Genomic DNA, 17,445 nt, shown 5'->3' with positions numbered 1-17,445 from the left:
GGGAGGTTCAACGCAGCTGACTATCCTTGCTTCCCCGGCGGTTGTAGCTCGAGTCGCCGGCTTCGGCCCTGTCATGTGCCTCCTGGCAGTTCACGCACAGATGTACGCCTGGGACCGCCTTGCGGCGAGCCTCCGGAATCTGCACTTCGCATTCCTCGCAGTGCGTCAGGCTCACGCCTTTCGGCAACTTGTTACGCGCCCGCTGTACCGCTTCATCCACTGTATCGTCTATCTGGTCCTGCACCGCTCCATCCTGAGCCCATCCGGTTGCCATGGCTGTCTCCACATTTCTGTGCGCTGCCGACCCTGATTGCCTGCAGCTGCTTTATCAACAGCATAGACGCTTTACCAGGTCGTTGCCGGGTACCGCACCCTGCCTCAGGCAGCCAACATCGTCCAAATGCCAACCAGGCTCACGGCCAGCAATACGCTGCCCAGGACGCGGAAAAATACTGGTGTTTCGGCATGCATGATGTGCGCATGTGCCCGCAGACCGATCACATGGCCGACTGCCGCGCAGGGTAGCAGCCATAGATGATGGATCAGCTGCAAATCGACTCCGGCATACAGAAACGCAGCCATCTTGATGGTGACCAGAATAAACCAGAGGGCAAACAGGGTATCGCGGAACTGCTCTTTGGCCAGGTGCTGGGCGGCCACAGCAATGATCAACGGCGCGCCAATCAGCGAGGTGCCACTGACATAACCGCCAAGCATCAGAAAGCAGGTATCTACTACGCGGCTGCGGCTGCGAAAGGGGCGGTTGGTGATATACGATAGGGAGTAGGCGGCCACGATCACGAAGATGATGATGCTCATGATGTTGCCCGGGAGCGTCAACAGGCCGAGCACGCCGATCATTTTGGGGACAATCATGATACCCAGCATGCGCCCCAGATATCGCCAGTCGACCGTTCCGCCGTTACGGCGTAGTTCTGGTGCCTGCCGGCGATTATTCAGCGCGATGGTCAGCGACGAGAAAAACAGCAGGTGCATTGCGATAAGCGGCAGAAAAACCAGGGGGTCGTTATGCACCAGCAACAGGAAGGGCAGTGAGAGCACCGCGCCGCCAAACCCCAGCCCTGAACGGACGAAGCCGCTCCAGACGAAAATCAGACCGATAAGCGCGTATTGATAGGGTAACAGCTCGGCCATAAAACACATCTCGAGACAGGGCGGCTTGCCAGTGTAAACCCTAACCCGGGTCAGGATCTCGGCAAACGCCTGGAAGGCTTCGCAGGGTTGGTCCCGGATCACCAGCGAAAACGCTGGCTGGTCTTGTGTTGAGCAAATGCGGATGCCGGGCATGGAACTAAAGGATCAATTGCAGGTCAAATATGCAGCGCAAGTATGCGCCAAGCCGAACCGGTCTGATCCCTCCGCAGGAGCACTTCATGAATATCGCATTGACGCCCTTGATCTCCCTTATTGCCGGCATCCTGATTCTGGTAGTTCCCCGTTTGCTGAATTACATCGTGGCAATCTATCTGATCATTATCGGTCTGGTAGGTATCTTCGGTGGTGGATTCAATCTGCGCATGTAGAATCGGTAGGCCGGCCGGGTTTCCGGTCGGCTATTTGCCTTTGCCGCGCTATCTCCTGGTGCGGTTGCTTCGGTTAAACCTGGTGCTGCTGATCAGTCCTCCTTGAGTCATTTAACGTCCAGTTTCTTTTCCCAGAACATTGCCTTGCCCAGCTGTGGATCGAGTTCATATCCGTTGAAACCAAAAGCGCGATAGGCTGACTGGGCAACCGTATTGCCTTCAAGGACCTCCAGAGTCATCTTGCAGCAGCCCAGCTCGCGGGCCAGTGCTTCTGCTTCTTCGAACATCATCCTGCTCAGGCCTTTGCCGCGGTGTTGCGCGGCCACAACAACGTCATGAATATTCAGCAGAGGGCGGCAGGCGAAGGTTGAAAAGCCTTCAAAGCAGTTTGTCAGTCCGGCCGGCTGACCATCAACCAGCGCCAGAATGACGTGGGCGGTATCGCGCTTGCGCAATTCGCTTATTAGATTCTCGCGTGTACTGGCGGCTAGAGGGGCACCGCCCCCCATCGGATCGCGCGCATACTGATCGAGCAAAGTGATAATGCCAAGGGCATGCTCTGGGGAATCGAGATCAGCTCTGACAATCTGTATGGTGAAATTGCCGCGCGCTGGCTGTGAGGAGGTCATGGTATTTTTTTCTCCCTGGAGTCGTCGGTCATCGTGGTTTGCGCTACCTTTTTGGCTTCCTCATTCTTGGGCGGGGTCAGGCTCAGTACCTGCCAGCCCGGCTTGGGATCCAGCGTGCCCTCGTCGACAAAAACCTCTAGCCGGCCCTTGGGTGATATGGCGAACAACGGCACTACCTTGCCTTCATGCAGTTGCGCAAGATTGGTGAAATCAAATTCTTCGCTCAACTTGGTGGTGCGTATTTCCCAACCTTTGCTGAGCAGGCTGGCCAGCTTGCTGTAGCTCATGCCCTTGTCAAACAGCGTATGGCCGCGATGTTCGGTACCCAGTTTGTGTTTTTCGGCCGTATCGGTTTCGGTTGTCGACAGCAGGGTATATACCTTTTTGGCGCCAAACTCGCTGCCATAGCGCATGCTGGCCACCACATTGATTCCCAGGCTGGGGGAAAGCGCAAGTAATCGGCCTACACCCACCAGGTCCAGATGCTGGTCGGCATAGGCCGAAACGGCATTGCCATAGAATGTTTCCAGGCCCTCCATTCTTGCATCGCGAATATGCTCCCACTGGGTGTCGGTCAGCACCACGCGTACACCCTGCTTATGCAGTGCGCGGGCAATGCTTCTTGCTACGGGATTGGCTCCTACCACCAGGAAGCCTGCGGCTGCTGGCTCAGCGACTTTCAGTAGCCGGGCGAGGCCCCGTGAAGTAGCGCTTTGCAGCACCACCGTGCCGATGATGATGGAAAACGTCAGTGGTACAAGAATGCCTGCGTCGACCTGTCCCGCTTCCTCCAGGCGAATCGCGAACAGGGCGGATACCGCCGCTGCAACGATGCCGCGCGGAGCAATCCAGGAGAGCAGAGATTTTTCCTGCCAGGTCAGGCTGGATCCGATGGAAGAGATCCATATGGAGGCAGGACGGGCAATCAGTTGCATGACCAACAGCAAAAGGAGAGGGGTCCATCCCAGGGCAAGAATATCGTCGAGAGTCAGTCTTGCCGCCAGCAGAATGAACAGGCCGGAAATCAGTACAACGCTGAGGTTCTCCTTGAAGTTGAGAATCTCGTTGATATGCAGGTCCTTCTTGTTGGCAAGCCACATACCCATCAGTGTCACTGCCAGCAGACCCGACTCGTGGGCTAGAGAGTCGGAAATACTGAAGGCGGCGAAAACCACGGAGAGCGTCGCCAGATTCTGCAGATAATGTGGTACCCAGCCGCGCTTGAGAACGAAGCCCAGGAACCAGCCACCGGCGATGCCAAGAATAGTGCCAACCGCAATAATCTCGAGGAACGCAAGCAGACCATGGGCAACTCCCGCGCTTTGACTCTGGGCCACTATAAACTCGTAAACCACAACTACCAGCAGGGCGCCGATAGGATCGATGAGGATGCCTTCCCAGCGCAGGATGTTGGATATGTTGCGATTGGGTCTGACGGTGCGCAACATCGGTACGATTACGGTAGGGCCGGTGACCACCGCCAGTGCGCCGAAGAGGATGCTCAGCTCCCAGCCGACGCCGATCAGAAAATGGGTGGCAATGGCCACGATCAGCCAGGTAATACCTGCGCCCAGGGTGATCAGACGCTGCACCACCGCTTTCTGGCTGCGTATTTCGCTCATGTTGAGCGTCAGGCTGCCCTCGAAGAGAATGATCGCCACGGAGAGACTGATCAACGGAAACAGTAGATCACCAAAAAGCTGGTCCGGGTCGATAACGGATGTAAAGGGCCCGAGTACGATGCCGGCGGCGAGTAGAAACAGAATGGCGGGGAGCTTGACGCGCCATGCCAGCCATTGGCAACCAAACGAAATGAGGCCAATGACCGCGATGCTCAGACTTGCCGATAACAACATAGGTGTTCCTTGGGTGCGCGAATCAGCCCACGAGTTTAGCGGCAGTGCTACCTATGTCCAGCGTTGCCAGGCGACGGAAGTCATTGATCGATACCGAATTAATGTGTTCACAGGTCAGTCTGCGGCTGGGGGGAGTTTGTCTTCACCGGCGGCGGAGTCGGTAGCCGGCCGTGAACGATCATCCGGATCGGGCTTGCGCTGGGTCAGGCCTTCAGCGGAAATGATATGCAGATCCCGTTGCGGGAAAGGAAACTCGATGCCGTTCTGGTGAAACAGATCCCAGATCGCCAGGCGTACCTTGCTGGCCACATTGACCAGTCCCTGCTGCGGATCGCTTACCCAGATGCGTAGCTCGAAATCCACTGAGGAGTCGCCGAACCCTGACAGGTGAGCCTGTGGCGCATGTATGCCATCGCGCAATATTCGGGGCTGGGTCAAAGCAGCTTCGACCATTAACTCGATTGCCCGGTGTACATTCGAGCGATAGGAAATGCCAACCTCTATTTTCAATCGTACGGCAGTGTCGGAGTAGCTCCAGTTGATCACCTGTTCGGTAATCAGGTTTTCGTTAGGGATCAGATATTCCTTGCCGTCACGGGTGGCTACAGTGGTGTACCGTGCGCCCATTTGCCTGATCCAGCCGTAGGCGTCGCCAATCTCTATTACATCGCCGGGTTTCAGTGACCGATCCAGAAGCAGGATGATGCCGCTGAACAGGTTGGAAACGATCTTCTGCAGGCCGAAACCGAGGCCGATGCCCAGCGCGCCGGAAAAGACTGCCAGGGCCGTCAGGTTGACGCCGACAAAGGTTAGCGCCACCACGACGGCCACCAGATACAGCACAATACGCAGTACTTTGCCGATCAGGACACGCGCTGCAGGTGTCACTCCCTCCAGATAAATCAGTCGGCTGTCTACCAGACGAGCGACCAGGCTCGATAGCCAGATAAACAGGGTCAGCAACAGGATGCCATTGATGAAGCCCATCAGTGACAGCCGCATTTCACCGATATTGAACGCGATGGAATCAAGCAGATCCAGAAATGCCTGTAGCCAGCCGAGAATGGCCAGCGCTGCTACGAACCAGACAACGGCGGTAATGAGCTTTGCCCACCCAGGCTGGCGCAGAAAGCTGGTGGCCAGCCGTATGACTACCCAGGCCGTAAGCAGGTTTGCTGCAATGCGCAGCAGCTCGCCGTCCAGCCCTGCCGATTGACTCGCGCCGTGGGCGATCCAGGCCAGTAACGCGCCCATGCCGGAGCTGGCCACCAGCAGCAGCCGATGCAGCGTATGACGCATGCCGGGTAGCAGCGTTTCACGTGCCAGTATGGTGTCGACACGCGGCACCATTACCCGGCGCAGCGCAAAGCTGGCTAGCAGAATGCTCACCAACACCAGAGCCTCAATCAGCGTACCGCTAGTAAGCAGATGGTTCTCGGCCCAGCTGCCTACCACTTCGATGCTTTGCTCGATGGTAATGGGTGGTATGTCTAAAGGGTCCGAACTTTTTTCTTGGGCCATACACTCAGTGCAGCACCTATACCCGTTGTTGTCGAGGCGAAGCGCATGAGGCAGGCCGCCCCGCCCCGCTGACACCCTGGGTTAGAAGAGCCGGGTTGCTGGGCTAGAGTATGGGCGTCCATACTGACACCAAGTCCGCAATGGCGGTCTTCTAAAATAAAAACAAGCAATCAAGGAGTACCATCATGGCTTTCATCGAGCGTGAAGCTCTGGTTTTTTCCGATGAGGTGGCGATTGCCGAACTGCAGAAGGTGTTCGCTCTGCAGAAAAAGGCTTTTCTGGCCAATACCTCACCCACCCTCAATGAGCGGCTTGCACTGCTCCAGGCACTTGCCGATATGATGCTCAATTACCGTATCCGGATTCAGGAGGCGGTTGCTTCAGACTTTGGCTCCCACCCCGCTCAATTCTCCGACCTTGTAGAGTGCCTTGGTGTGGCTGGTCGGGCGAAGTTTGTTGCCGAGCGCCTTGCTGAGTGGGTCAAGCCGCATGCACGGGAGGTCGACCCGGCGCTGTTCGGCAATGCGCGGGCTTATGTCCAGCAGCAGCCCAAGGGTGTTGTGGGTAACATGGTGCCATGGAATTTCCCATTCGATATCGGCATCGGCCCGGTCGTGGAAATGCTCGCGGCAGGCAATAGGGTTATCGTCAAACCTTCAGATCTGACCCCGGCTTGCAGTGAGCTGACGCTGGAAATGATCAGAGCGACCTTCGATCAGGATCAGGTGGCGGCTGTGGCTGGCGGTATCGAGTTGGCCAAGCATTTTCCGACCCTTGAATGGGATCATCTGATGTACACCGGCAGCACCGAGGTGGGTCGGCTGGTAGCGGTTGCGGCCGCGCAGAATCTGACGCCGGTCACTCTGGAGCTGGGCGGCAAGTGTCCGGCCCTGGTCGCTGAGGACGGCATAAATTATGCCACCATCGAGCAGATCATCGGTTGCAAGACCATCAAGAACGGGCAGATGTGTGTGACCGTGGACTACGTTCTGATACCCGAGGCGCATCGAGACCATCTCGTTGATTTGCTGCGTCAGAGGCTGGAATCCACTGTGCCTGATTACGCCAAACATAAGGATGTTACCGGGATTATCAATGAGCGGCACATGGATCGATTGCAGCGCTACCTCGATGACGCCAGCGAAAAGGGCGCAACACTATTGTCGATCGGTGGCGAATCGGACCGCGCGACGCGTCGCATGCCATTGACGCTGGTGCTCGATCCCAGCGATGACATGGAGGTAATGCGTAACGAGATCTTCGGTCCGATTCTGCCGATCAAGACCTACCGTACCCTGGATGAGGCAATCGATTACATCAATGCCCATGATCGGCCACTGGGAATTTACGTATTTACCGAAACACCTTCGAGTGCTCAGCAAATTCTCGACAGGACTGTGTCCGGTGGCGCTTGCGTAAATGCTGCGGCAATGCATGCAGCCCTGCCTTCGTTGCCCTTTGGGGGTATTGGCAAGAGTGGTACTGGCCGACACCATGGGCTAGAGGGATTTCTTGAATTTTCCAACCCTCGGGCAGTGTTTGAACGTGGCAATGAGGACCTGATCGCAGCAATGTATGCGCCCTACGGGGAACTTGCTGATGCGGTCATTAGCGGTGCATTGGAGAGCGATCACTAGGTCTTTCCATTTGGCTGAAAGACTGATGCAGCTCTGGAGTGGGCGTTCTAACCGACTGCCGGTGCGAGGAGCGTCCACCCAATTCCCAGCGCCGCGCAGATGCCCAGTAGGGGTAGCATGCGCATTTTCAATACAAAGGTCATTACACAGGCGGCCAGAGTGATGCCCAGCAGGGGCAAGTCTAAGCTGGCTGGTTGCGGGATCAGCAAATCAAGCCCATGGCGCGTAATACGATGGTTTTCTGCAAAGAGCGCATTGAGGGCAAACCACAACGCCAGGTTGGCGATCACGCCGACAACTGCGGCGGTTATGGCGGCCAGGGCCGCGGACAGTGCGCGGTGCCCACGCAGCTTCTCCACATAGGGCGCGCCGGCAAATATCCAGAAAAAACATGGCAGGAAGGTAACCCAGAGCGTTAATAGAGCGCCAGCGGTCGCAGCCAGCAGGCTGGGTTGAGGTAATCCTTCGCGATATCCTGCAAGAAAGCCGACAAATTGGGTAACCAGAATAAGGGGTCCCGGCGTCGTCTCGGCCATCGCCAGACCATCCAGCATCTCCCCGGGCTGCAGCCAATGGTAGTGCTCCACGCCCTGCTGGGCCACATAGGTAAGCACCGCATAGGCACCGCCAAAGGTGATCAGCGCCATTTTCGAGAAGAATGAGGCGATCTGGGTAAACACGTTTTCGCTGCCCAGAAGTCCATGGAATCCGAGCAGGGTGCCGGCCCAGAGCAACATGCAGATGATGGCAGCGGTGCGGGTTCCCGGGCGTACCTGGACGATCATTTCTGCTGTATGTAACACGCCGTCATTGGCTGGGAACAAGCGGGCTCCCAGGTAGCCGAGCAGGCCCGCACCGATGACCACCAGCGGGAACGCGAGACCAAACACGAAGAGAGCAATAAAGGCGGCGGCGGCCAGCAGGGGCTTGACTGTGCCTCTTAGTGTGCGCGCCGCAATGCGTAGTAGTGCCTGAACAACAATGGCCAGCACCGCGGCTTTGAGTCCGAAAAACAAGCCCTCTACCAGGGTCAGATCGCCGAGCAGAACGTATAGCCAGGACAACGCCAGAATGGCTGCTGCGCCGGGCAGGATAAACAGCAGGCCGGCGATCAGGCCGCCGCGCACGCCATGCAGCAGCCAGCCGACATAGGTTGCCAACTGCTGAGCCTCCGGGCCGGGCAGCAGCATGCAGTAATTGAGTGCGTGGAGGAAACGCGCTTCGTCCAACCAACCCTTTTCCTCGACGATGATCCTGTGCATCAGCGCAATCTGGCCCGCAGGGCCGCCGAAGCTCAACAGGCCGATACGCCACCAGATAACTATTGCTTCGTGAAACGGTATTTGCGCCATGGGGAAATTGAACCTGTATATGCGTTTGCTTGTCTGTAGCTTATGGCTGGCATTTAGGGCTGAGCTTAACGCAACGATAGTGCATTGACTGTTGCAGTTGAGCTGGCACGGGATCTTCCGTTGCCCTGCCAGGTTACCAATCAGCGTTCAGGCTGAAATTCATATCAAATGCAAATAGAGGACATACCATGGCAGTTACAGCGACCGATCCGATCAAGATCCTTTTCGCGATACTCTTGCCGCCCCTCGGCGTATTCATGGAAGTGGGCTTCAAAGGTCACTTCTGGTTGAACATTCTGCTTACGCTGTTTGGTTTCATTCCGGGCATCATCCATGCCCTGTACGTGATCCTCAAGCACTGAGCATGTTGTTCGAGAGTGTGTAAAAAAACCCGGCCTGAGCCGGGTTTTTTATTGCTGCTGATCAGCAGCCGTAGCGGGCCTTGAACTCGCGGCGACGGCGGTGCAGAACCGGCTCGGTGTAACCGTTTGGCTGTACTGTGCCTTCAACACACAACTCGACTGCTGCCTGGAAGGCGATGCTGTCATCGAAGTTCGGTGCCATTGGTTTGTAGGCCGGGTCGTGCTCGTTCTGGCGGTCAACCACGCTGGCCATGCGCTGCATGGTTTCCATCACCTGCTCCTTGGTGCAGATACCATGGCGAAGCCAGTTGGCGATGTGCTGGCTGGAAATGCGCAGCGTAGCGCGGTCTTCCATCAGGCCTACATCGTTGATGTCGGGTACCTTCGAGCAACCGACGCCGTGATCGATCCAGCGCACGACGTAACCCAGAATACCTTGGGCATTGTTGTCCAGTTCCTGCTGGATTTCTTCAGCGGACCAGTCGGTCCGTTCTGCCAGCGGGATGGTCAGGATGTCGTCTACTGACGCGGGCTGGCGCTTGGCCAGTTCATCCTGACGCTCGCTCACGTTGACCTTGTGGTAATGCAGGGCGTGCAGTGTTGCTGCAGTGGGAGAAGGCACCCATGCAGTGTTGGCGCCGGCCATTGGGTGGCCGATCTTCTGCTCGAGCATCGCAGCCATAAGGTCAGGCATGGCCCACATACCCTTGCCGATCTGCGCCCGACCCTTGAGCCCGGTAGCCAGGCCGATATCCACGTTGCTGTTCTCGTAGGCGGCAATCCACTTGGCGCCCTTGATCTCGCCCTTGCGAATGAATGCGCCGGCTTCCATGGAGGTATGAATTTCGTCACCGGTGCGGTCAAGAAACCCGGTATTGATGAAGGCCACTCGCTCGCTGGCCGCCTTGATACAGGCTTTGAGGTTGACCGTGGTGCGGCGCTCTTCGTCCATGATGCCAACTTTCAGCGTGTTGCGCTGCATACCCAGCATGTCTTCCACTCGTCCGAACAGCTCGGTAGTGAAGGCGACTTCCTCGGGGCCATGCATCTTCGGCTTGACGATATAGACTGAACCGGTACGCGTGTTCTTGCGCGTGGTGTTACCGTTGAGGTTGTGCAGGGCAATCAGACTGGTGATCGCGCCGTCCATGATGCCTTCTGGGGTTTCGTTGCCGTCCTTGTCGAGAATGGCATTGTTGGTCATCAGGTGACCCACGTTGCGTACGAACAGCAATGAGCGGCCATGCAGGGTCAGGGTGGAACCATCGGCACGGGTGTAATCACGATCCGGGTTCATCGTGCGGGTGAAACTGCTGCCGCCCTTGGCAACACTTTCTGCCAGATCGCCCTTCATCAGGCCGAGCCAGTTGCTGTAAATGACGGTCTTGTCATCAGCATCTACTGCCGCGACTGAGTCTTCACAGTCCATGATGGTTGTCAGGGCAGACTCCATCAGCAGGTCTTTCACGCCGGCGGCGTCGGTCTGTCCCACATTGCTGGTCGGGTCGATCTGGATTTCGAAATGCAGGCCGTTGTGCTTGAGGAGTACGCCCTGTGGCTGGCCCGGCTCACCGGTAAAGCCGATGAACTGCGCAGTATCCTTGAGGCCGGTCTGGGCGCCATTCTTCAGGGTGACGACCAGTTTGCCGTTCTCGATCACGTAGCTTGTAGAGTCTACGTGGGAACCTTCGGCCAGTGGTGCTGCCTCATCTAGGAACCCGCGTGCCAGCGCAATGACCTTGTTACCGCGAATTTCGTTATAGCCAGGGCCCTTGGTGGCGCCGTCGGCCTCGGAAATCGCATCGGTACCATACAGGGCGTCGTACAATGAACCCCAGCGAGCGTTTGCCGCGTTGAGCGCAAAGCGGGCATTCATGACCGGCACAACCAGCTGCGGGCCAGCGAGGGTCGCGATTTCTTCGTCGACATTGCTGGTGGTGGCCTGGAAGTCGTCCGGTTCGGGCAGCAGGTAACCGATCTCCTGCAGGAAAGCCTTGTATGCAACGGCGTCGTGGGCCTGGCCGGCACGTTTCTGGTGCCAGGCATCGATTTGCGCCTGCAGATCGTCGCGCTTGGCGAGCAGCGCCTTGTTCTTTGGTGCCAGATCGTTGATAAGGGCTTCGAAACCTGTCCAGAAGGAGGCGGTATCGACGCCAGAGCCGGGAATGGCCTGATGATTGATAAAGTCGTGAAGTACCCTGGCAACCTGGAGGCCGCCAACTTGGACGCGTTCAGTCATGGAAAACCCTCACTCTGCTGACAACCTTCGCGAACGTGCGTAGGTCGTGGAATTTGGAGACGCGGTATGTTACACGATGATCGATTGCAAATCATGTTCAGGACGTGGAATTGTGTCGCGGTCCATGTCGTTAAAAGATAAATGTAGCCGACTTCTTGGTAACCAATACTCACCTTTTGATCAGTTGAGAAGTGAATGGATCAGGTTTTTTTGGATGTGCTGGTCGAGCAATTGCCAGAGTTGGAGCCTGGGCGAAAGCTGGACGAATCTGCGCGACGTTATGCGTCTTACTACGGCATCGACTTCAGTGATCGTGCGCCTCAGCATCTGGGCCGCATCCAGGTCGACGAATTTGCCGTGGCGGTGCAGGTCTGGTTGCCGCCGCAGGCTAGGGGCACCCTCATTATCCTGCATGGATATTACGACCACATGGGTCTGTATCGCCACCTGATAGATTGGGCTCTGCAGCGGGGGCTGGCGGTCATGGCGTTTGATCTGCCGGGCCATGGCCTGTCCAGTGGTGAGCGGGCCAGCATTGATTGCTTCCTGCGTTATCAGAAAGTGCTCGACGAGGTATTGATACATGCCTCTGGCTGGGGTCTGCCTGCGCCCTGGCACCTGTTGGGGCAGAGCACGGGTGGTGCAATTCTGATCGACAAGCTCCTGCATGGCCCGCTGCCTGAAGAGTTGGGGCGCACGGTGCTGATGGCGCCGTTGGTCAGGCCTCGCAAATGGGGCGTGTCGCAGGTCAGCTTGCGCCTGCTGGGGGGCTTCGTGCAGCAATTGGGTCGCCGTTTTACCGAGAATTCCACCGATCAGGCGTTTCTTGACTTCATCCGCGAGCGCGATCCCCTGCAGGCGCAGTTTCTGCCCGTTGCCTGGGTGCAGGCGTTGGAGAAGTGGATACCCCGGATCGAGCAGGCGAGCCCCAGCGGGCTCAGCCCGCTGATTGTACAGGGTCAGTTGGATGGCACTGTGGACTGGCAGCACAACATGCGTGTGCTTGAGCAGAAATTCGATAGGCCGCAGGTTTTTTATCTCCCCGAGGCTCGCCACCACCTGGCAAACGAGGACGAGCTGATTCGTCGTCAATATCTTGCGTGGCTGGCGCGGCAGCTGGATATCTGAACCGGGCCAGTCGCCTTTTCAGGGGTTCAGTGCATCCTTGGTCGCCTGTGTCATGGCCTGGTACGTCGCCACGCCAGCTGCGGTCTGGGTCCATTGCAGGTACTGCTCAAGCTCCTGGTCGTTGAGGTCGCGATACACATAGGCAAGGGTGTTCGGCAGATCGGGCGCCATCTGACTGCGTATATTTTCCCGGCGCGCACTGACCAGATCTACCGGGACCTGGAACAGGCCGCCCAGCAGCTCGTTGGCGCTGTCGGTCGCAAGATTGGCGAGGGCCATCGAGACTTCGACCCCTACCTCCAGCGCGGGGAGGGTAGAGCCCAGTTGGCGCAGCAATGTGTAACGCTGGGGCTCAATCTGCTGCTGGGCAACACCGCGTTGCATTTCCTTGACTGCCGCAGGGGCGGTTGCCTGGGTTTCCAGTGCAACGACCTTGCGACCCAGTGGGCTGCGATAAAACTCAATGGCCTCTTCGTGGGCAGCATCGGGCAGCGATACCGCAAGGCGGCTGCGAGCACGGTCCTGCATGGCTTGTGCCTCGAAGCGCTGATTGCTCTTGTTGACCAGGCTGGCGTGTACATTGGCGGGTAGCTGCTGGGCATAGCGTTGTTGCGCGGCGCTCAGGGCGCTCTGGAAATGCCGTTGGTGGGTTGCCATACCCGACAGATCATAGAGCTGTTCGGGCGCTTGAGCCCTCACGCTCATGGCGATGAGAGCGACACTGATCAGCAGCGTCATGGCCAGCAGGTGTATCGATTTGAGGCGCATAGGTTCTCGCATTGGGGGGTTGGGGTTAATCCAGGCTATTTGCCGGACTTGTCGTGCCAGCGGCACAGGATACAATGCGTCGTCTGGCAGCCTGATTCGTCAAACTGGGTCCGGGCGTCAGGTTTTCCTAGCGTAGCATTAAACGCAACATTCGAGTTCATAACCATGTCCGAGTTCCCGCTTGCCCTGGGCGATTGCTTCGAGCGTATCGCCGATGATCTGGTGGCCCGTCGCTGGTCCGTTCAGGAACAGGCGTTGTCCGATAAGCTTGTCGGGCAACTTGGCGCGGTCTGTCGGCAGCTATGGCATCGGGACGATCTGACCCCGGCGGCGGTAGGTCCAGCGGGAGAAGAACTGATCATTCCCTCGATCCGGGGTGACTACACGCGCTGGCTCGATGATTGCCCGCCAACGGCGGCTGGAGCGGCTTTTCTGCAGGTCATGGATGATCTGCGTGCGGCGCTTAATCGCAATCTCTTCGTCGGGCTCGATAGTTTTGAGACCCATTACGCACTCTATCCCCCTGGTGCGGGATATCGTAAGCATCTGGACCGGTTCAAGGGAAGCCCCCTGCGACAGGTGTCGGTCGTGGCTTATCTGAATCAGGCCTGGCAGCCTGGAGACGGTGGGGAATTGCGGCTGCATCTGGAAGAGGGCATGCACGACGTCGCACCGCGGGGCGGTACCCTGGTGGTGTTCATGAGTGACAGTGTTGTGCATGAGGTGCTACCCGCTAACAGGGAACGGGCCAGTCTGGTGGGGTGGTTTCGCCGAAGACCGGACAATCCGCTATTGCGTTAGCAGATTACCGGTCTGTTACTGGCGGATCAGAACAGTACGCGGGCACGGATGGTGCCCTTGACCTGCTGGGCCTTTTCCAATGCCAGCTCGGAGGCGTCGGCGGACACGTCGATCACTACGTAGCCGACCTTTTCGTTGGTCTGCAGGAACTGACCACAGATGTTGATGTTGTTCTCGGCAAATACACGGTTGATCTCGCTCATCACGCCGGGCACGTTCTGGTGAATGTGCAACAGGCGGTGCATGCCGGGATGTGAAGGCAATGCGACCTCCGGGAAGTTGACCGACGTGATGGAGGTGCCGTTGTCGCTGTAGCGCACCAGCTTTTCAGCCACTTCCAGGCCGATATTGGCCTGTGCTTCCAGCGTCGAGCCGCCAATGTGGGGCGTGAGGATGCAGTTGTCGAACTCGCGCAGCGGGCTGACAAACTCTTCCTTGTTGGAGCGTGGCTCGACCGGAAATACGTCGATAGCCGCACCATTGAGGTGCTTGTCGCGCAGCGCGCCGGCTAGCGCGTCGATGTCCACCACGGTGCCGCGGGCAGCATTGATCAGGATCCCGCCGGGCTTGATTGCGCGGATTTCCTTCTCGCCCATCATCCACTTGGTTGCAGCGGTTTCCGGTACGTGAAGGGTCACGATGTCGCACATACCCAGAAGTTCGTTCAGCGAGCCGATCTGGACAGCATTGCCCAATGGCAGCTTGGTAACCACGTCGTAGAAGAACACCTGCATACCCAGGCCTTCAGCCAGCACGGACAGCTGTGTCCCGATCGAGCCATAACCGACGATACCCAGTTTCTTGCCGCGGATTTCATAGGAGTTCTCGGCGCTCTTGATCCAGCCGCCACGGTGACAGGACGCATTCTTTTCGGGTATGCCACGCAGCAGCAGGATTGCTTCGGCCAATACCAGCTCAGCTACTGAACGGGTATTGGAGAAGGGGGCATTGAATACCGCCACGCCCATTTCCATTGCTGCAGTCAGGTCTACCTGGTTGGTGCCAATGCAGAAGCAGCCGACCGCGACCAGTTTGTGGGCGTGGCTGAAGATCTCGGCAGTCAACTGGGTGCGCGAGCGGATGCCGATAAAGTGGGCTTCGGCAATCGCTTCCTTGAGTTGCTCTTCGGGCAGGGACCCGACGTGGTACTCGATATTGGTGTACCCGGCAGCCTTCAGTGTGTCGACGGCAGTCTGGTGGACGCCCTCGAGGAGCAGAAACTTGATCTTGCTTTTGTCCAGCGAGGTTTTGTTCATGGTGTCGGATACCCGCAATGCTGTTTAAGATAAGCCTTCAGGATTCTGTGACGCTTTTTGTCGCAGCAAGAGTCCTGTTTCGGAAGCCGCGTATGCTAGCATAATCTCCCTTTTTTGATGCCTGTACCTGTATGAAAAGTCTTCAGGTGCAGCATGAATTCCGTTCGAGAGCCGCCCATGACCCCAGATGCCATTATCAATACCCTGAAAACGCTGGTAGATGCCGACAAGGTGCGCACCGACGCGGAGTCGTTGAATACCTGGGGCAAGGACTGGACCAAGCATTTCGAGCCCGCGCCGCTGGCGATCGTCTTTCCCAAAAGCGCCGAACAGGTACAGGCGCTGGTCAGATTTGCCAATGAGCAGAAGCTGGCTCTGGTGCCCTCCGGGGGACGTACGGGACTTTCCGCCGCCGCAGTGGCGGCCAACGGAGAAATAGTTGTCTCCTTTGACTACATGAATCAGATCACCGAGTTCAACGAGTTTGACCGCACTGTTGTCTGCCAGCCCGGAGTCGTCACCGCTCAGCTGCAGCAGTTCGCCGAAGACAAGGGCCTGTATTATCCGGTGGACTTTGCCTCCGCCGGGTCCAGCCAGATTGGCGGCAACATCGGCACCAATGCCGGTGGTATCAAGGTGATTCGCTACGGTATGACCCGCAACTGGGTGGCTGGCCTCAAGGTGGTTACCGGCACGGGCGAATTGCTGGAGCTGAACAAGGATCTGATCAAGAACGCCACGGGCTATGATCTGCGCCAGTTGTTTATCGGCGCAGAGGGCACCTTGGGGTTTGTTGTCGAGGCGACCATGAAGCTGGAGCGCGCGCCGCGCAACCTGACAGCCATGGTGCTGGGCACCCCGGATTTTGATTCGATCATGCCGGTGTTGCACGCTTTCCAGAACCGGATCGACCTGACTGCTTTCGAGTTTTTCTCCGACAAGGCCATGGCCAAGATCATGGGGCGCGGTGATGTACCCGCGCCATTCGAAACCGATTGCGCTTTTTATGCGTTGCTTGAATTCGAGGCGCTGAACGAAGATGTCGCCAACGATGCTCTGGCCACCTTCGAGCATTGTGTCGAGCAGGGCTGGGTACTGGACGGGGTGATGAGTCAGAGCGAGCAGCAACTGCAGAATCTATGGAAGCTGCGCGAGTTTATCTCAGAGACCATCTCGCACTGGACTCCCTACAAGAACGATATTTCGGTCACCGTGGGCAAGGTGCCGGCCTTTTTGCACGATATCGATGCGATTGTGGCCGAACATTATCCGGATTTCGAAATTGTCTGGTTTGGTCATATAGGTGACGGCAATCTGCACCTGAATATCCTCAAGCCGGAAGCACTGTCCAAGGATGAATTCTTCAGTCGCTGCGCCAGCGTCAACAAGTGGGTGTTTGAGATCGTGCAGAAGTATAACGGTTCGATATCCGCCGAACATGGTGTTGGCATGACCAAGCGCGATTATCTGAGCTATAGCCGCAGCGAAGCTGAAATTGCGGTGATGAAGTCGATCAAGCAGGTGTTCGACCCGAATGGCATCATGAACCCGGGCAAGATTTTCCCCTGACTCTGCCGCTTACAGTCCATTAGGAGTGCCTATGTCCTATCAACACCGTTTCGCCGATGGTTCTCCTGTTGATCTGCCTGTGGGCAAGGTCGTGTGTGTGGGGCGCAACTATGCTGAACATGCTAAAGAGCTCAACAATCCGATACCCACCGAGCCACTGCTATTTATCAAGCCCTCGACGTCGATCGTGGCTCTGGGCGAACCGATACCGCTGGTGCCATCGCGCGGACCGGTGCACTACGAGACAGAAATTGCTCTTCTGATCGGTAGCCCCCTGACGGGAGCGGTGAATGAGACGCAGGCAAAAAATGCGATTGCCGGCGTGGGGTTGGCGCTGGATCTGACCCTGAGAGAACTGCAGGATCAGCTGAAAGCCAAGGGCCACCCCTGGGAGCGGGCAAAGGCTTTCGACGGCGCCTGCCCCTTATCGGAGTTCGTTCCGGCGGCCCTGACTCCGGCGCTTGATGATATTGGCATGCAGCTGAAAATCAACGCAGAGGTGCGCCAGCTGGGTAATAGTTCGCAGATGATCACCCCCATCATTACCCTGCTACAGCAGATAGCAGCCGTGTTCACGCTCTTGCCCGGCGATGTTGTCATTACCGGTACGCCAGCGGGCGTGGGTAAATTGCAGGCAGGTGATTTTTTAAATCTGTCGATCCCGGGTCTTCTGGAACAATCAGCCCAAGTGGTCGCCTGAAAAAGCTTTCCGGTCACCGTCAAGCGCTTTCAGGCAGGCTAAGTCGCAATCCTGCCGACATGCTCAACGGGATTCTGGTATTG

General features: G+C 57.3%; 16 protein-coding genes. 7 read left to right on the top strand and 9 right to left on the bottom strand.

The window, feature by feature from the left end; all coding sequences use genetic code 11:
- Nucleotides 1–7: 7 nt before the first annotated feature.
- Both IEV54_RS13390 and IEV54_RS13385 read right to left on the bottom strand, forming a co-directional pair.
- Entirely contained in the window at nt 8–274 is a 267-nt protein-coding gene (locus IEV54_RS13390; protein ID WP_150277966.1) for a DksA/TraR family C4-type zinc finger protein, read from the bottom strand.
- 104 nt (nt 275–378) lie between these two features.
- A complete protein-coding gene (locus tag IEV54_RS13385; protein WP_150277967.1) occupies nt 379–1,155 on the bottom strand; it encodes a sulfite exporter TauE/SafE family protein in 777 nt (258 codons plus the stop codon).
- A gap of 239 nt (nt 1,156–1,394) precedes the next feature.
- Between IEV54_RS13385 and IEV54_RS13380 the strand changes: the two genes are divergently transcribed.
- Nucleotides 1,395–1,544, top strand: a complete 150-nt coding sequence (locus IEV54_RS13380; protein ID WP_150277968.1) for a DUF3096 domain-containing protein — start codon at nt 1,395–1,397, stop codon at nt 1,542–1,544.
- Nucleotides 1,545–1,651: 107 nt separating this feature from the next.
- Here IEV54_RS13380 and IEV54_RS13375 read toward each other — a convergent pair whose 3' ends face one another.
- From IEV54_RS13375 to IEV54_RS13365, 3 genes are all read right to left on the bottom strand, one after another.
- Entirely contained in the window at nt 1,652–2,173 is a 522-nt protein-coding gene (locus IEV54_RS13375; RefSeq protein WP_150277969.1) for a GNAT family N-acetyltransferase, read from the bottom strand.
- Complete coding sequence (locus tag IEV54_RS13370; RefSeq protein ID WP_150277970.1) at nt 2,170–4,029, bottom strand: cation:proton antiporter; 1,860 nt, start codon at nt 4,027–4,029, stop codon at nt 2,170–2,172. Before IEV54_RS13370 ends, IEV54_RS13375 begins: the two co-directional genes overlap by 4 nt.
- Before the next feature lie 114 nt (nt 4,030–4,143).
- On the bottom strand, nt 4,144–5,550 hold the full coding sequence (locus IEV54_RS13365) for a mechanosensitive ion channel family protein (RefSeq protein WP_150277971.1): 1,407 nt from the start codon (nt 5,548–5,550) through the stop codon (nt 4,144–4,146).
- A 185-nt stretch (nt 5,551–5,735) separates the two neighbouring features.
- Here IEV54_RS13365 and IEV54_RS13360 point away from each other — a divergent pair, with 185 nt between their 5' ends.
- Complete coding sequence (locus IEV54_RS13360; protein ID WP_150277972.1) at nt 5,736–7,187, top strand: aldehyde dehydrogenase family protein; 1,452 nt, start codon at nt 5,736–5,738, stop codon at nt 7,185–7,187.
- Nucleotides 7,188–7,234: 47 nt separating this feature from the next.
- Here IEV54_RS13360 and chrA read toward each other — a convergent pair whose 3' ends face one another.
- Entirely contained in the window at nt 7,235–8,539 is a 1,305-nt protein-coding gene (chrA, locus tag IEV54_RS13355; RefSeq protein ID WP_150277973.1) for a chromate efflux transporter, read from the bottom strand.
- Nucleotides 8,540–8,727: 188 nt separating this feature from the next.
- On the opposite strand from chrA, the gene IEV54_RS13350 reads away from it, so the two are divergent.
- Complete coding sequence (locus IEV54_RS13350) at nt 8,728–8,901, top strand: YqaE/Pmp3 family membrane protein (RefSeq protein WP_150277974.1); 174 nt, start codon at nt 8,728–8,730, stop codon at nt 8,899–8,901.
- A gap of 61 nt (nt 8,902–8,962) precedes the next feature.
- Here IEV54_RS13350 and IEV54_RS13345 read toward each other — a convergent pair whose 3' ends face one another.
- On the bottom strand, nt 8,963–11,140 hold the full coding sequence (locus IEV54_RS13345; RefSeq protein ID WP_150277975.1) for a malate synthase G: 2,178 nt from the start codon (nt 11,138–11,140) through the stop codon (nt 8,963–8,965).
- Nucleotides 11,141–11,335: 195 nt separating this feature from the next.
- Between IEV54_RS13345 and bipL the strand changes: the two genes are divergently transcribed.
- Nucleotides 11,336–12,268: a phospholipase BipL gene (bipL, locus tag IEV54_RS13340; protein WP_150277977.1), complete on the top strand. Its 933-nt coding sequence runs from the start codon at nt 11,336–11,338 to the stop codon at nt 12,266–12,268.
- An 18-nt stretch (nt 12,269–12,286) separates the two neighbouring features.
- On the opposite strand, the gene IEV54_RS13335 is transcribed toward bipL, so the two are convergent.
- Nucleotides 12,287–13,036, bottom strand: coding sequence for a DUF2059 domain-containing protein (locus IEV54_RS13335; RefSeq protein WP_188434459.1), 750 nt, complete (start codon nt 13,034–13,036; stop codon nt 12,287–12,289).
- 165 nt (nt 13,037–13,201) lie between these two features.
- Here IEV54_RS13335 and IEV54_RS13330 point away from each other — a divergent pair, with 165 nt between their 5' ends.
- Complete coding sequence (locus tag IEV54_RS13330; RefSeq protein WP_150277979.1) at nt 13,202–13,837, top strand: 2OG-Fe(II) oxygenase; 636 nt, start codon at nt 13,202–13,204, stop codon at nt 13,835–13,837.
- 26 nt (nt 13,838–13,863) lie between these two features.
- Here the strand turns inward: IEV54_RS13330 and serA are convergent, their stop codons facing one another.
- Nucleotides 13,864–15,093: a phosphoglycerate dehydrogenase gene (serA, locus tag IEV54_RS13325; RefSeq protein WP_150277980.1), complete on the bottom strand. Its 1,230-nt coding sequence runs from the start codon at nt 15,091–15,093 to the stop codon at nt 13,864–13,866.
- Nucleotides 15,094–15,270: 177 nt separating this feature from the next.
- Between serA and IEV54_RS13320 the strand changes: the two genes are divergently transcribed.
- Both IEV54_RS13320 and IEV54_RS13315 read left to right on the top strand, forming a co-directional pair.
- Nucleotides 15,271–16,662 carry a D-2-hydroxyglutarate dehydrogenase gene (locus IEV54_RS13320; protein WP_150278189.1) on the top strand — a complete coding sequence of 464 codons (1,392 nt, stop codon included), beginning with the start codon at nt 15,271–15,273 and terminating at the stop codon, nt 16,660–16,662.
- Between the two features lie 31 nt (nt 16,663–16,693).
- Nucleotides 16,694–17,362 carry a fumarylacetoacetate hydrolase family protein gene (locus tag IEV54_RS13315; protein ID WP_150277981.1) on the top strand — a complete coding sequence of 223 codons (669 nt, stop codon included), beginning with the start codon at nt 16,694–16,696 and terminating at the stop codon, nt 17,360–17,362.
- Nucleotides 17,363–17,445: the final 83 nt, after the last annotated feature.

The sequence above is a fragment of the Halopseudomonas salina genome (assembly GCF_014637955.1).
In the GTDB taxonomy this organism is placed as follows: domain Bacteria; phylum Pseudomonadota; class Gammaproteobacteria; order Pseudomonadales; family Pseudomonadaceae; genus Halopseudomonas; species Halopseudomonas salina.
Note: the sequence above shows the minus strand (reverse complement) of the source record. Positions and strands in the feature narration are given on the sequence as shown.